At 72.2% G+C, this 15,142-nt stretch carries 11 protein-coding genes; 7 read left to right on the top strand and 4 right to left on the bottom strand.

The features are described from left to right. Positions 1 to 108: 108 nt before the first annotated feature. From mfd to EYA84_RS05705, 6 genes are all read left to right on the top strand, one after another. A complete protein-coding gene (gene mfd / locus EYA84_RS05680; protein ID WP_131051951.1) occupies positions 109 to 3,780 on the top strand; it encodes a transcription-repair coupling factor in 3,672 nt (1,223 codons plus the stop codon). Between the two features lie 22 nt (positions 3,781 to 3,802). Continuing rightward, entirely contained in the window at positions 3,803 to 4,546 is a 744-nt protein-coding gene (locus EYA84_RS05685) for a hypothetical protein (RefSeq protein WP_131051952.1), read from the top strand. Positions 4,547 to 4,548: 2 nt separating this feature from the next. After that, positions 4,549 to 5,529, top strand: coding sequence for a nucleoside triphosphate pyrophosphohydrolase (locus tag EYA84_RS05690; RefSeq protein WP_131051953.1), 981 nt, complete (start codon positions 4,549 to 4,551; stop codon positions 5,527 to 5,529). A 289-nt stretch (positions 5,530 to 5,818) separates the two neighbouring features. Continuing rightward, complete coding sequence (locus tag EYA84_RS05695) at positions 5,819 to 7,015, top strand: acetyl-CoA C-acyltransferase (protein ID WP_131051954.1); 1,197 nt, start codon at positions 5,819 to 5,821, stop codon at positions 7,013 to 7,015. Beyond that, positions 7,012 to 9,078 (top strand): 3-hydroxyacyl-CoA dehydrogenase NAD-binding domain-containing protein, encoded by a 2,067-nt coding sequence (locus EYA84_RS05700; RefSeq protein ID WP_131051955.1) that lies wholly within the window; start codon positions 7,012 to 7,014, stop codon positions 9,076 to 9,078. Before EYA84_RS05695 ends, EYA84_RS05700 begins: the two co-directional genes overlap by 4 nt. Before the next feature lie 124 nt (positions 9,079 to 9,202). Next, a complete protein-coding gene (locus EYA84_RS05705) occupies positions 9,203 to 10,006 on the top strand; it encodes a hypothetical protein (protein WP_131051956.1) in 804 nt (267 codons plus the stop codon). Between the two features lie 57 nt (positions 10,007 to 10,063). On the opposite strand, the gene EYA84_RS05710 is transcribed toward EYA84_RS05705, so the two are convergent. The 4 genes from EYA84_RS05710 to EYA84_RS05725 all read right to left on the bottom strand — a co-directional run bounded on the left by EYA84_RS05710 (position 10,064) and on the right by EYA84_RS05725 (position 13,748). Then, positions 10,064 to 10,459 carry a VOC family protein gene (locus EYA84_RS05710; RefSeq protein WP_131051957.1) on the bottom strand — a complete coding sequence of 132 codons (396 nt, stop codon included), beginning with the start codon at positions 10,457 to 10,459 and terminating at the stop codon, positions 10,064 to 10,066. A 45-nt stretch (positions 10,460 to 10,504) separates the two neighbouring features. Then, positions 10,505 to 11,704, bottom strand: a complete 1,200-nt coding sequence (locus EYA84_RS05715) for a cell wall metabolism sensor histidine kinase WalK (protein ID WP_236145613.1) — start codon at positions 11,702 to 11,704, stop codon at positions 10,505 to 10,507. Beyond that, a complete protein-coding gene (locus tag EYA84_RS05720) occupies positions 11,701 to 12,369 on the bottom strand; it encodes a response regulator transcription factor (protein WP_131051958.1) in 669 nt (222 codons plus the stop codon). The genes EYA84_RS05715 and EYA84_RS05720 overlap by 4 nt, the downstream gene beginning before the upstream one ends. 77 nt (positions 12,370 to 12,446) lie before the next feature. Beyond that, positions 12,447 to 13,748 (bottom strand): PQQ-binding-like beta-propeller repeat protein, encoded by a 1,302-nt coding sequence (locus EYA84_RS05725; RefSeq protein WP_131051959.1) that lies wholly within the window; start codon positions 13,746 to 13,748, stop codon positions 12,447 to 12,449. 79 nt (positions 13,749 to 13,827) lie between these two features. On the opposite strand from EYA84_RS05725, the gene EYA84_RS05730 reads away from it, so the two are divergent. Further along, positions 13,828 to 15,142 (top strand): hypothetical protein (locus EYA84_RS05730; protein WP_131051960.1); only part of this gene is annotated, 1,315 nt, incomplete at its 3' end.

Here is a 15,142-nt window from a genome sequence, read left to right on the forward strand (position 1 = left end):
TCGTGGACGGCGGTGGATCGTCCGACCGGAGAGATAGTGTCGACCGGTGGAACCCCCCGTCCGGACGGACGCGGGGCGATCGTCGTGTCCTCACCCGCGGAAGTGATCATGACTGCGCTCACCGGACTGTTCGCCGCCGCCCTGGCCGACCCGGGGCTGGCCCGTGTGCGTGACCTGGCGCGCTCGGGTGCGGCCCAGGTCGACGGCCTCGACCTGACCGCGCCACCGGCGTTGCGCCCGTTCGCGGTCGCCGCCGTCGCCGCGGACCCCGCCGAACAGGGGCGGGACGCGACGGTCGGCGGTGCCGGGCGGCCGGTGCTGGCGGTCACCGCCACCAGCCGTGAGGCGGAGGACCTGGTGGCGGCGCTGGGTGGGCTGCTCCCCGCCGAGCAGGTGGCGATCTTCCCGAGCTGGGAGACGCTGCCGCACGAGCGGCTCTCGCCGCGCTCCGACACGGTCGGTCGACGGCTGGCGGTGCTGCGCCGGCTGGCCCACCCGGACTCGGCGGACGCGCACGGGCGCACCGGGCCGCTGCGGGTGGTCGTGGCGCCGGTCCGGTCGATGCTGCAACCGCAGCTCAAGGGACTCGGCGACCTGGAGCCGGTGCGGCTGTCCGCCGGGGACGAGGCCGACCTGGAGCAGGTGGCGCGCCGGTTGACCGACATGGCGTACGCGCGGGTCGACCTGGTCACCAAGCGGGGCGAGTTCGCCGTCCGTGGCGGCATCCTGGACGTCTTCCCGCCCACCGACGAGCACCCGTCGCGGGTCGAGTTCTGGGGCGACGAGGTGGAGGAGATCCGCACCTTCGCCGTGGCCGACCAGCGCACCATCGAACAGGTGCCGCAACTCTGGGCACCGCCCTGCCGGGAACTGCTGCTCACCCCGGCCGTCCGGGAGCGGGCCGCCGAGCTGGCCGGGCAGCACCCCGAGCTGGCCGAGATCCTGGACAAGCTGGCCGGCGGCATACCGGTGGAGGGCATGGAGTCCCTCGCCCCGGCGCTGATCGGCGACGACTCGATGGAGTTGCTGCTGGACTGCATGCCCGAGGGCACGCACGTCCTGCTCTGCGACCCGGAGCGGATCCGCACCCGGGCGCACGACCTGGTGCGTACCTCTGAGGAGTTCCTCCAGGCCAGCTGGGCCGCCGCGGCCGTCGGCGGCCAGGCCCCGATCGACCTCGGCGCCGCCGCCTTCCGCACCCTGGCCGACGTCCGCGCGGCCGCCGCCACGCGGCGCCGGCCCTGGTGGACACTGTCCCCGTTCGGGATGGCCGAGCCGGACGCCGCCCCGGAGCGGCAGCCGTGGGAGGACGCGCCGGAGGCGGTCGACGTCACCCCCGACGACGCCATCGCGGTGAGCCTGAGCGCCCAGCCCGCGCCGCTCTATCACGGCGAGACCGACCGGGTGGTGGCCGACCTGACGCGCTGGACCGGTGAGGGCTGGTCGGTCGCGCTGGTCTTCGAGGGGCACGGCCCCGCCCACCGGGCCGTCGAGGTGCTCCGCGACGGTGGCCTGGGCGCCCGGATGACCGAGCAGGTCCCGGACGCGCCCGTGTCGGGCGAGGTCCTGGTCACCTGCGGCAGCCTCACCGGCGGCTTCGTCGACGAGGCGGCCCGGTTCGTGCTGCTCACCGGCAGCGACGTCACCGGTGGCCGGGGCGTCTCCACCCGGGACATGCGCAAGATGCCGAGCCGGCGGCGCAACACGATCGACCCGTTGGAGCTGCAGGCCGGCGACCACGTGGTGCACGAGCAGCACGGCATCGGCCGGTACGTGGAGCTGGTGCAGCGTACGGTCAACGGCGCGTCCCGGGAGTACCTGGTCATCGAGTACGCCGCGAGCAAGCGCGGCCAGCCCGGCGACCGTCTCTTCGTCCCCACCGACCAGCTCGACCAGCTCAGCCGGTACGTCGGTGGTGAGCAGCCGACGCTGCACAAGATGGGCGGCTCGGACTGGCAGAAGTCCAAGGCGCGGGCCCGCAAGGCGGTCCGGGAGATCGCCGCCCAGCTCATCCAGCTCTACGCCGCCCGCAAGGCGTCCAAGGGGCACACCTTCGGCCCGGACACCCCGTGGCAGCGGGAACTGGAGGACGCCTTCCCCTGGCAGGAGACGCCCGACCAGCTCGCCGCCATCGAGGAGGTCAAGCGGGACATGGAGCAGAGCGTCCCGATGGACCGGCTGATCTGCGGCGACGTCGGCTACGGCAAGACCGAGATCGCGGTACGCGCGGCGTTCAAGGCGGTGCAGGACGGCAAGCAGGTGGCTGTGCTGGTGCCCACCACCCTGCTGGTGCAGCAGCACTACAACACGTTCGCCGAGCGGATGAGCCAGTTCCCGGTGACGATCCGGCAGCTCTCCCGGTTCCAGACGCCGAAGGAGGCCGAGCAGACGCTCGCGATGGTCGCCGACGGCACCGCCGACATCGTCATCGGCACCCACCGACTACTGGCGGCTGCCACCCGCTTCAAGTCGCTCGGGCTGGTCATCGTCGACGAGGAGCAGCGGTTCGGTGTCGAGCACAAGGAGCACCTGAAGTCGATGCGGGCCGCCGTCGACGTGCTGAGCATGTCGGCGACCCCGATCCCGCGCACCCTGGAGATGGCGATCACCGGCATCCGGGAGATGTCCACCATCGCCACCCCGCCGGAGGAGCGGCATCCGGTGCTCACCGCCGTCGGGGCGCAGGACGACCGGCAGGTGGCCGCCGCCATCCACCGCGAGTTGCTCCGTGACGGGCAGGTCTTCTACCTGCACAACCGGGTCGAGTCGATCGAGCGGGCGGCCCGCCGCCTGCGCGAGCTGGTGCCCGAGTCCCGGGTCGCGGTGGCGCACGGCCAGATGGGCGAGGATGCCCTGGAGAAGGTCATGGTCGGCTTCTGGGAGAAGGAGTTCGACGTCCTGGTCTGCACCACGATCGTGGAGTCCGGCATCGACATCCCGAACGCCAACACCCTGATCGTGGAGCGGGCCGATCTGCTCGGCCTGGCCCAGTTGCACCAGATCCGGGGCCGGGTGGGCCGGGGCCGGGAGCGGGCGTACGCGTACTTCCTCTATCCGCCGGAGAAGCCGCTCACCGAGCACGCGCACGAGCGGCTGGCCACCATCGCCCAGCACACCGAGTTGGGTGCCGGCATGTACGTGGCGATGAAGGACCTGGAGATCCGGGGTGCCGGCAACCTGCTCGGCGGCGAGCAGTCCGGGCACATCGAGGGCGTCGGGTTCGACCTCTACGTCCGGATGGTCGGCGAGGCGGTGCAGGCGTTCAAGGGCGAGCGTCCCGAGGAGGAGACGGACGTCAAGATCGACCTTCCGGTGGACGCGCACCTGCCGCACGACTACGTCGGCGTGGAACGGCTGCGCCTGGAGATGTACCGCAAGCTCGCCGAGGCGCGCGACGAGGAACGGCTGCGCGAGGTGGCGGCCGAGATGACCGACCGCTACGGCGAGCCGCCCGCACCGGTGCAGAACCTGATCGCGGTGGCGCGGTTCCGGCTGCTGGCCCGCCGGTACGGCCTCACCGACGTCAGCGTGCAGGGCAAGCACCTGCGCTTCGGCCCGCTGCCGCTGCCCGACTCGAAGCAGATGCGGCTCAAGCGCTACCACCCGGACTCGGTCTACAAGTCCGCGCTCGACCAGGTCAGTGTGCCCCGGCCGACGACCCGCCGGATCGATGGCGAGCCGTTGCGCGACCAGGCTCTGCTGGAGTGGTGCGCGCAGCTGCTCTCCGACGTCCTCGGCGCCCCGGCGGTGCCTGCGGGTGCGGGTGCCACCGGTGGGTAGGGGGCATGAGAGAGTGACGGGCATGCGTGCTCGCCGTCTTGTCGCCGTCGCCAGCGTGGCGGTCGGCCTCGTCGTCCTCTCCGGTTGCCGTTCCGAGCCCGGTGTCGCCGCGTACGTCGGTGACCACCGGATCACCGAGGACGCCGTCACCGAGGTCATCGACGACGCCCGGGCCAAGAACCCGGAGCCGACCGAGGCGGCCGAGCAGGTGCCCGGCCAGCAGCAGGTACGCCTGCCCGGGCGCAGCGAGGTGGTGAGCACCCTGGTGCTCGGCCAGGTCTGCGAGCGGATCTCCGCCGCCGAGGGTTACCGCCCCCAGGGGCAGGCCGAGGCGGCGCAGGTGGCCCAGCAGCTCGGCATCAGCCCCGAGGCCACGTACGCGCGGCAGGTCGCCGAGCTGTACACCTGCCTCTCCGGCATCCCGGTCGGCTCGCCGGTGGCACCGACCGAGCAGGATCTGACCGAATTGGTCGCGGCGGGCAAGCGGGCCGGTGCGGTACCCGCCGACGTGACCGTCGAGCAGGCCGCCCCGCAGCTCGACGGTGAACAGCTCCGGCAGGCGCTGGCCACCCGCAACGCCCTCTCCGAGGCGGTCGACACGTACGACGTGACGGTCAACCCGCGCTACCGTCCGCTGCAGTTCCCGGTGCTCAGCTTCGCCGGCCAGGCGGTGGCGGTGGGTGTGCCGCTGGGTGAGCCCGGTTCCGACGCGGTCACCGACGTCTCCACCCCGAGGCCGCCGCAGACCGGCCCGGCCGACAGCTGACCGTGCCTCGGATCGTCCTGCTGGTGACCTCACCCCGGTTGCCGGCCGGTCTGCTGACGGCGACCGCCTGGGACGTCGTACGCGCCGCACCGGTGCTCGCCGGAGCGGAGAGCGAGCTGACCACGGCCCTGCGGGTGGCGGGCGCCGATCTGCGGGTCCTCGACGGGCCGGCGGTGCCCGCGTTGCTGGAGGCGTCGGCGACGCACGAGACCGTGGTGTGGTTGGCCGGTCCGGCCGGCGACGAGTCGCTTGCCCGGGAGCTGGGGTTGCGGCTGGCCCGCGAGCCGGGGCTGGCGGAGCTGGAGCTGATGTACGGCTCGTGGGATCCGCCGGGTGCCCGGCTGCTCGACGCGGTCGCGGTGCTGGACCGGCTGCTCTCGCCGGGCGGCGATCCGTGGAAGCGGGCGCAGACCCATCAGAGTCTGGCCGGTTTCCTGCTGGAGGAGTGCTACGAGGCGTACGACGCGATCGGCGCCGGGGACACCGACGCGCTGCGCGAGGAACTGGGTGACGTGCTGCTCCAGGTGGTGCTGCACGCCCGGTTGGCCGAGGAACTGCCCGAGGGTGAGCGGTGGACCGTCGACGACGTGGCCGGTGGCCTGGTCGACAAGATGGTCCGGCGTAACCCGCACGTCTTCGCGGACGCCCAGGCGGGCAGCCTGGAGGAGATCACCGCGAGCTGGGAGCGGATCAAGCAGGCCGAAAAGTCCCGCGACTCGGTGCTCGACGGCATCGCGGTGAGTCAGCCCGCGCTGGCGCTGGCCGCCCAGATCCTGGAACGCGCCGCCCGAGCCGGGCTCGGTGTCGCGCTGCCGTCGCCGGACGCCCAGCCGGATGCCGAGGCCGCCCTGGGTGCCGCCCTGCTGACCGCCGTCGCCGAGGCCCGTGACGCCGGGCTGGACCCGGAGACCGCCCTGCGTCGCGTCACCCTCGCCCACGCCGAGGTCATCCGCGACACCGAGTCCCCCTCCCGCCCGAGCTGACGCACCGCCCGAGCTGGCGCATGGCCGGATCGTGGCAGTGTGGCTGGCGCTGCCCCGGCGTGTCGAACAGCCACGCTGCCACGCTTCCCCCAACCCCCACCCCCACCGGTGGCATGGTTTTGTGATCAAGAGGTTTGCGTCCGGCGGGCGGCCGTTCGCCGACGCAAACCTCTTGATCAACGAGAGCGGTGGGGGCGGGTGTGGGGTGGGCCACAGTGGGGACGGCGGCACTGGTTATTACTGGCGAGTAGCATTCGGGGGAAACGCCAGTGCTGGCTAGGAGGCTCAAGTGCCCCGTGAAGTTCGGGATGTCGTCTTCGTGGACGGCGTCCGCACCCCGTTCGGCAAGGCGGGTGGGATGTACGCCAACACCCGCGCCGACGACCTGGTGATCCGATGCATCCGCGAACTGCTGCGCCGCAACCCGCAGCTCCCCCCGGAACGGGTCGAGGAGGTGGCCATCGCCGCCACCACCCAGACCGGTGACCAGGGCCTGACCATCGGCCGTACCGCCGCGTTGCTGGCCGGCCTGCCCAAGACGGTGCCCGGCTTCGCCATCGACCGGATGTGCGCCGGTGCGATGACCGCGGTGACCACCGTCGCCAGCGGCATCGCCGTGGGCGCGTACGACGTCGCGATCGCCGGCGGTGTCGAGCACATGGGCCGCCACCCGATGGGCGAGGGCGTCGACCCGAACCCGCGCATCGTCGCGGAGAAGCTGGTCGACCCGTCCGCGCTGGTGATGGGCTCCACCGCGGAGAACCTGCACGACCGGGTCCCGCACATCACCAAGGAGCGCACCGACGCGTTCGCCCTCGCCTCGCAGCAGAAGACCGCGAAGGCGTACGCCGACGGCAAGTTGCAGGACGACCTGGTGTCGGTGGCGGTCCGCGATCCGGAGACCGGCTGGGGCCTGGCGACCGTGGACGAGGCGCCCCGGGACACCTCCCTGGAGAAGCTGGCCACGCTCAAGACCCCGTTCCGCCCGCACGGCAAGGTGACCGCGGGCAACGCGGCCGGGCTGAACGACGGCGCGACCGCCAGCCTGCTGGTCGCCGAGGACGTCGCCCGTGAGCTGGGCCTGCCGATCGCCATGCGGCTGGTGTCGTACGGCTTCGTCGGAGTCGAGCCCGAGGTGATGGGCGTGGGCCCGATCCCGTCGACCGAGAAGGCGCTGCGCATCGCCGGCCTGACCATCGACGACATCGGCCTGTTCGAGCTGAACGAGGCGTTCGCCGTGCAGGTGCTCGCCTTCCTCGACCACTTCGGCATCGCCGACGACGACCCCCGGGTCAACCAGTGGGGCGGCGCGATCGCCATCGGGCACCCGCTCGCCTCCTCCGGCGTACGGCTGATGACCCAGCTCGCCCGGCAGTTCGCCGAGCACCCGGAGGTCCGCTACGGCCTCACCGCGATGTGCATCGGCATCGGCATGGGCGGCACGGTCATCTGGGAGAACCCGCACCGGGAGGGTGGAGACAAATGAGCCTTGCGGCACCGAACGAGGTGGTCACCAGGGCGCTGCTGCGTCAGGTGAACGTGCCCGGGCTGGACCGCCCGGCCGCCCTGATCACCCTCGACAACGGATTCGACCACACCAAGCCGAACACCTTCGGCCCGGGCGGCCTCACCAGCCTGGACGAGGCGATCAGCGCCGCGCTGGCGGCCGATCCGGCGTTCATCGCGGTGACCGGCAAGCCGTACATCTTCTGTGTCGGCGCGGACATCACCAGTCTGCCGCTGCTGGCGGACCGGGCGCAGGCGCTGGAGATCGGCCGGTTGGGGCACCGGGTCTTCGCCCGGCTCAAGGACAGCCCGGTCCCGACCTTCGCCTTCGTCAACGGGGCGGCGATGGGCGGCGGCCTGGAGCTGGCCCTGCACTGCCACTACCGGACGCTCTCCGGCGGCGCGGCGGCGCTGGCCCTGCCCGAGGTGTCCCTCGGCCTGATCCCGGGTTGGGGCGGCACCCAGCTCCTGCCGAACCTGATCGGCATCCCGGCGGCCACCCAGGTGATCATCCAGAACCCGTTGATGCAGAACAAGATGCTCAAGCCGAAGCAGGCCGCCGAGCTGGGCATCGCCGACGTGCTGCTGGAGCCGGCCGACTTCCTGGAGCGGTCGCTGGAGTGGGCCGCCGGGGTGGTGCGCGGCGAGGTGACCGTCACCCGACCCGAGGTCGACAAGGACATGTGGGCGGGCGTGCTCTACTTCGCCCGCCAGACCCTGGACCAGCGGCTGCACGGCGCGGTCCCGTCCGCGTACCGGGCGTTGGACCTGCTGGAGACGGCGAAGGACGCCGACTTCGGCACCGGCACCGCCGCCGAGGACGAGGCCCTGGCCGACCTGGTCTTCTCCGAGGAGCTGCGCAGCGGCCTGTACGCCTTCGACCTGGTGCAGCGGCGGGCCAAGCGACCGGCCGGCGCGCCGGACAAGGGGCTGGCCCGTCCGGTGACCAAGGTCGGCATCGTCGGCGCGGGACTGATGGCCGGTCAGTTGGCGCTGCTGTTCGCCCGCCGTCTCCAGGTGCCGGTGGTGCTCACCGACCTCGACCAGGCTCGGGTGGACAAGGGCGTCGGCTACGTGCACACCCAGATCGAGAAGGCCGTCAGCAAGGGCCGGATGGACAAGGGCACCGCCGCCAAGCTGTACGGCCTGGTCAGCGGCACGGTCGACAAGAGCGCGTTCGCGGACGCCGACTTCGTCATCGAGGCCGTCTTCGAGGACCTCTCCGTCAAGAAGCAGGTCTGGGCCGAGCTGGAGAAGATCGTCCCGGCGGAGGCGGTGCTGGCGACGAACACCTCGTCGCTGTCGATCACGGCGATGGCCGAGGACCTGGAGCACCCGGAGCGGGTGGTCGGCTTCCACTTCTTCAACCCGGTCGCGGTGCTGCCGCTGCTGGAGATCGTCCGCGGCGAGCGGACCGACGACGCCACGCTGGCCACCGCCTTCGCGGTCGGCAAGCAGCTCAAGAAGTCGTCGGTGCTGGTGAAGGACGCCCCGGCGTTCGTGGTCAACCGGCTGCTCACCCGCTTCCTCGGCACCGTCTTCGCCGCCGTGGACGCGGGTACCCCGCTGGAGGTGGCGAACCGCGCGCTGGACCCGCTGGGCCTGCCGATGCGACCGCTGGCACTGCTCCAGCTCGTCGGCCCGGCCGTCGCCCACCACGTCGGCGGCACCCTGCACGCGGCCTTCCCGGACCGGTTCACGGTCAGCGAGAACCTGAAGCGGATCGCGGACTCCGGTCAGCCGATCGTGGTGGACGACGAGATCAACGCCGAGGTGGCGAAGCTGCTGGTGGTCGGCGACCAGCCGCTCACCGAGGAGCAGGTACGCCAGCAGGCGCTCGACGCGCTGGCCCAGGAGATCCGGCTGATGCTGGACGAGGGGGTCGTCGCCGAGGCGCAGGACATCGACCTGTGCATGATCCTCGGTGCCGGGTGGCCGTTCCACCTGGGCGGCGTCACGCCGTACCTGGACCGGACCGGCACCAGTGAGCAGGTCACCGGTCAGCGTTTCCTGCCGCAGGGAGTGGCCAGCCTGACCGGCTGAGCCGACCCGGGTCACGGTGGTCGCCCCGACCGGGGGTTGACCACCGTGACCGGCGGTCTGGGGCAGCGGCGCGTGCGGTCGCTGGCTACCCTTCCGGTTCCACCCTTCACCAGGAGCTGACCGCATGTCCCACCCGGACCAGCACCACTATCCGCCCGGCGGCGGCCCGCACCCGCAGGGCGGCGGCTACCCGCCGGCCGGGGCGTACCCGCAGGCCGGTGGCTACCCACCACCGCCGGGTGCGGGCAATCCGCCACAGTCGGGTGCCGGCTATCCCCCGCCTCCGCAGGCCGGCGGGTACCCCGCGCCCGGCCAGTCGTACGGCGCCTTCCCGCCGCCCCCACCGCCGAAGAAGTCCCACACCGGGAAGATCGTGCTGATCGTCCTCGCCGTGCTCATGGTGCTCTGCGTGGGCGGTGGCGCGGTCGTCTGGTTCGTGGTCCGGGACACCGTCGGCGAGGCGGTCGACGCCACCCGGACCCGGGTGGTGGCGCCGGAGACGCTGGCCGGCCGCCCGAAGGTCACCGAGCCGGAGTTGCAGCAGCTCTCCGAGTCGATGGTCCGGCAACTGAAGTCCTCGATCCAGAACGAGACGAGTGCGGTCGGCGCCTTCTACGGCAATCCGTCGCAGGAGAACCTCGTGATGATCGTGGCCGTCTCCGGGTTGATGTCCGACCCGAAGAAGGAGCTCGACGAGGCGGTCCAGGCCATCTCGACCGAGCTGACGGTCAGCAACATGACGGCGGTCGAGCCGGGCCCGCTCGGTGGCGAGGCCCGCTGCGGCGACGGCCGGGCCGACGTGGCGCTGGGCATCTGCGTCTGGGCCGACCGGGGCAGCGTCGGCATGATCGTCATGTTCTTCTCCTCCCGCAACGACGCCGCGTCCGAGTTCCTCACCATCCGGGGCCAGGTCGAACAACGGTCCTGACGTACGCGCCGACGGCCGGGCGGGGTGGATCCCCGCCCGCGCCGGCCCGGTGAGGAGTCAGCCCTCCGTCGGGGAGTGCTCCGCGGCGCTGCGTTCCACGCAGAACTCGTTGCCCTCCGGGTCGGCCAGCACCACCCAGCCGGTGCCGTCCGGCCGGCGGCGGTCGGCGACCCGTGTGGCACCCAGGCCGATCAGGCGTTCCACCTCCTCGTCCCGGGTCCGGTCGGTCGGTTGGAGGTCCAGGTGGATGCGGTTCTTGGCGGTCTTGCCCTCGGGGATCCGCTGGAAGAGCATGCCACCGCCGGCCAGGTCCGGGCCGGACAACAGGGCGCACTCCTCGTCCCCCGGCCGGTCGTCCGGGTCGGGCCGCAGCCCGGTGACCTCGGCCCAGAAGGTCGCCATGGTGTACGGGTCGGCACAGTCGACGTCGATCCAACGTACTCGGGAAGCCATGACCCCAACCTCTCATCGGGATCAAGCGATTATTCGTGCCTCGGGTCAGCGCGTGCCCTGCTCCACGGTCGGCGCGGAGTCGGCCGCCGGCAGGTTCACCGTCACCTCCAGGCCGCCCCCGGGCTGCGCCACCGCCGCCACCGTGCCGCCGTGCGCGTCACAGACCGCCCGGACGATGGAGAGGCCGAGGCCCGACCCACGGGCGCCGGTCCGCTCCCGGCCGCCACGCCGGAACGGCTCGAACAGCCCCGGTACGTCGGCCGGGTCGACCTCGAATCCGGTGTTGCCCACCACCAGCCACGATCGCTGACCGTCGGAGCCGGTCCGCACCCAGAGCCGCCCGTGCAGGTGGTTGTAGCGGACCGCGTTCTCGATCAGGTTGCCGGCCAACCGGTCCAGCAGCCCGGGGTCGCCGACCACCGGTGCCGGCTGGAGCGAGGTCCGCACGTCCAGCTTGATCCGTTCCACCTCCCGGCGCACCGCGGAGAGCGCGTTGAGCGTGCCGGCGGCCAGGTCGCACTCGGTACGCCGGGCGAGCCGTCGGCCCGTCTGCGCCTCGCTGCGGGCCAGCACCAACAGGGCGTCGACCAGCCCGTTGGCGCGTTCGGAGGCGTCGCGCACCACGGTCGCCATCCGGCGGTACTCGGCCGCGTCCGCGTCGTCGTCGCTGAGCGTCACGTCGATCTCGGTACGCATCACCGCCAGCGGTGTCCGTAACTCGTGCGAGGCGTTGGCGACGAACCTCTTCTGCGACTCGAAGGCGGCACCTATCCGGTCCAGCATCGCGTCGAAGGTGTCGGCCAGCTCGGCCACCTCGTCGTCCGCCCCGGAGTAGCCGATCCGCTGGTGCAGCGTGGTCTCGCCGAGCCGCCGCGCGGTGGCGGTGACCTGGTGCAGTGGCCGCAGCGCCCGCCCCGCCACCGCGTACGCCCCGACCACGCCGACCGCCCCGACCGCCAGCAGCGCGGCCAGCCCCTTCGCCAGCAGCTCGCCGGAGGCCGCGCTGACCAGTTGCCGCTGCCACGCCCCGGCTTCCAGGGTGCTGCCGTCGGCCAGCACCACGGTGGTGCCGGGCAGCAGCTCGTCGGTGGGGCGCAGCGCGTCGCGCACCAGCAGCCAGGCCAGCAGCAGCAGGATCGCCCCGGCGCCGATCAGCAGGACGCCGTTGAGCAGGGTCAGCCGCAGCCGCAGGGTGGGCCGCAGCCGCAGCCGCGTGACCGGCCCGAGCCCCAAGGCGGGCGTCACGCCGACCCCTCGGCGGTGCGGTAGCCGGCCCCCACCACGGTCTCGATCAGCGACGGGTCGCCGAGCTTGCGGCGCAGGGTCATCACGGTGACCCGGACGATGGTGGTGAACGGGTCGGTGTTGGCGTCCCACACCCGTTCCAGCAGTTCCTCGCTGGAGACCACCGCGCCACGGGCCCTGAGCAGCTCGCAGAGCACCCCGAACTCCTTGTTGGTCAGCTCCACCGGCTGCCCGGCCCGGGTGGCGACCCGCCGCGCCGGGTCGACGACCAGGTCGGCCAGTTCCAGCACCGGCGGTGCCGCCGGGGTGGCCCGCCGGCCCAACGCCAGCACCCGGGCCACCAGTTCGTCGAAGGCGAACGGCTTGGGCAAGTAGTCGTCGGCGCCGAGTTGCAGGCCCTCGACCCGGTCGGCGACCGTGCCGCTGGCGGTGAGCATCAGCACCCGGGTCAGCGCGCCGGACGCGGCCAGCTCGGCGCAGATCTGGTCACCGTGCATGCCGGGCAGGTCACGGTCGAGCACCACCACGTCGTACCGGGTGACGAAGGCCATTTCGTGTCCGCTGTCGCCGTCGTACGCGACATCCACCGCCATGCCGCGTTTGCGTAGGCCGCGCGCGATCGCGTCAGCGAGGTTGCGCTCGTCCTCGACCACCAGTACCCGCATGTCACGCCCCTTTTCCGCCGGTGACCACCCGACAACCTAGCGCCGGCCGCCAAGTCGATGTGCCGCGCCGAGCGGTGTCACCCCGGAAGTCGCCAGACGCCGAAGTCGCCGTCCTGCCGGCGGCAGGCGACGAGGTCGTGGCGGGCCTGGCATTCGCCCCGCGCCCCGACCAGCACGTCGATCGGCCGGGCCCGGTCCTCGTCGGGGTGTAGTCGGGCCAGCACCACACCGACGTCGGGCACCGGTCGCACGGCGAGCAGTTGCGGCGCGTACTCGTAACGCTGGACCTGCTCCCACGAACCGTGGTCGACGAGCAGCGCCCCGGTCGTCATGTCGAAGGTAGCCAGCTCCATCGTCCCCTCGGCCCACCCGGACAGGACCAGCGCACGCCGCGCCCCCACCAGCAGGAGGTCGGCGATGTTCCGGTTGTCCCACCCGGCGGCGCCGGTGGCCGGGTCGAGGACCTGCACCCCGCCGCTGGCCGGAAAGGCGCAGAGCAGTGCGGCGCAGGCAGTGACGTGATAGATCGTCGGCACGGTGGTCTGCCAGAGCGGGACCAGCCCGTCGACCGCGTAGGCGGCGACGGTGTTCGAGTTGCGGACCACCGCCACCAGGTCGCCGACCACCCACGCCGACTGGTAACCGGCCGGGTCGTCGGCGGGCGGCGGCAGGCGGTGCCGGACCTCCCCGGTCTCCGGGTCACGCACCTCGACGCCGCCGTCGAGTGTGGAGACCACGATCGCGTCGACCACACCGTCGCGCAGCCGGTAGTCGACGGTGGACGCGGAGAGCGGAATGGACCACAGCTCACGGGCGCTCGGCAGCTCGATCATCCGTAGCGTGTTCGGCGCGCTCTCGCGATGGGTCCGCAGCAGTGCGCGGCGGGGGTCGTCGAACATCGCCACGCCCGGCTCGCGCCAGCGTTCCTGACCGGTACGCGCGTCGAGCAGCACGCTCTGGCTGCTCTCGGTCTCCTCGGCGGACATCGAGACCAGCACCCCGCCGCCGGCGACGGGCTGCGCCCGGAAGACCCGATGGCCGTACGCCAGTCGGGTCCGCCAGGACGGCGTGAGCGTCGGCGGCGCACCGGTAGCCTTCTCGGGATAGGGGAAGGCGAGCAGTTCGGGGTGGCCGTCGGTGACCTCGGTGCCCGGGATGACGGCGAAGATCTGGTCCGCCGCGAGGAGCAGGTTGGCACCGAGTGGCACCGGCACCGTCGCGTACACCCGGGGGGTCGGCGGCGCGGCTCCGGCCATCGACACCAGCACGACCACCGCGAGCAACGCGGCCCCCCAGCGGCGCGAACCGGCGACGATCCGGCGGCGTCTCGGCGGCTGGTAGGTCGGCTCGGTGAGGTCACCGAGGTCGATCACCGTCACGGTCGTCCTTCCTCCGGCGCGCCGACGCGGCCCTCACGGCCGTCGGCGGCCCCGGCGACCGCCTGTACGATGGCCCGTCGTGGCTGTGCCGGTGATTGATTCCTCGTTGAACCCTGCCCCCGAGACCGTCGAGGCGGAGTCAGCGACACGACCTCGCCGACGCGGGCCGACGCGCGTCGACGTGTTGGCCATCGGAGCCTACGTGCTGCTCGGTGTCCTCGTCTGCCTCTACTACTGGGTGGACGTGCAGAACCGCGTCTCGTCACATCTGCCCACCGACCACAGTTGGTTCGAGTGGTTGTTCTCGCACGGTGCGTACTCGGTGATGCACCTGGAGAACCCGCTCTTCAGCACCAGGCAGAACGCCCCCGACGGGGTGAACATGATGGCCAACACCTCGCTGCTCGGGGTGACCCTGCCGCTGGCCCCGCTCACCTGGCTGCTCGGCCCGCAGGTGGTGTACGCGCTCTACCTGGGCGGTGCGCTGGCGGCCACCGCCGCCACCTCGTACTGGATGCTCTCCCGGCACCTGGTGCGCTCCCGGGCCGCCGCCTTCGTCGGCGGCGCGTTCCTCGGCTTCGCCCCCGGCATCGTGCACCACGCCAACGGCCAACCGAACTTCGTCTCCAACTTCCTGCTGCCGCTGATCGTGGTGCGGGTGTTCCGGCTGACCGAGCCCGGCCGGTGGCGGCGCAACGGGCTGGTGCTGGGCCTGCTGGTGGCGTACCAGATCTTCATCAACGAGGAGATGCTGCTGCTCACGGCGCTGGCCTGCCTGGTCGTCGTGATCGCCTACGCGATCATGCGCCCGCGTACGGCGCGGGCCCGCGCCGGTACGTTCGGTGCCGGGCTGGGCTTCGGTGGTGGCGTCGCCCTGCTGCTCACCGCCTACCCGATCTGGTACCAGTTCAACGGCCCGCAGTCCTACCGGGGCCTGCAGGGCGGGGTGTTCCACAGTTGGGGCGAGGACATCGTCGCCTTCGTCACCTTCCCGCGCGACACCATCGCCGGCAACGAGGCGGTGGAGGCAACCATCGGGATGACCGAGCAGAACACCTGGTTCGGCTGGCCGATGGTGCTGTTCACGGTGGTGGCGCTGGCGCTGCTGGTGCGCCGGTCGCTGGTGGCCCGGATCATCGCCGTGCTGGTGGTGCTCTTCTCGGTGGCCTCGCTCGGACCGGAGATCCGGTTCAACGGCGAACTCACCGGCATCGCCGGCCCGTGGTCGTACATCTCGGAGGACGTACCGCTGGTCGAGATGATGATGCCGACGCGGCTGACGCTGGTCACCACCGCCGCGCTCGGTGTCCTGCTCGCCCTGGCCTGGGACGCGGTGGCCGGCAACCGCCGGTCTCCGGTGCCGGCACCGCGCTCCGGCGAACCCGTGCCCTGGC

This window comes from Verrucosispora sp. SN26_14.1, from assembly GCF_004307965.1.
Lineage (GTDB): Bacteria > Actinomycetota > Actinomycetes > Mycobacteriales > Micromonosporaceae > Micromonospora.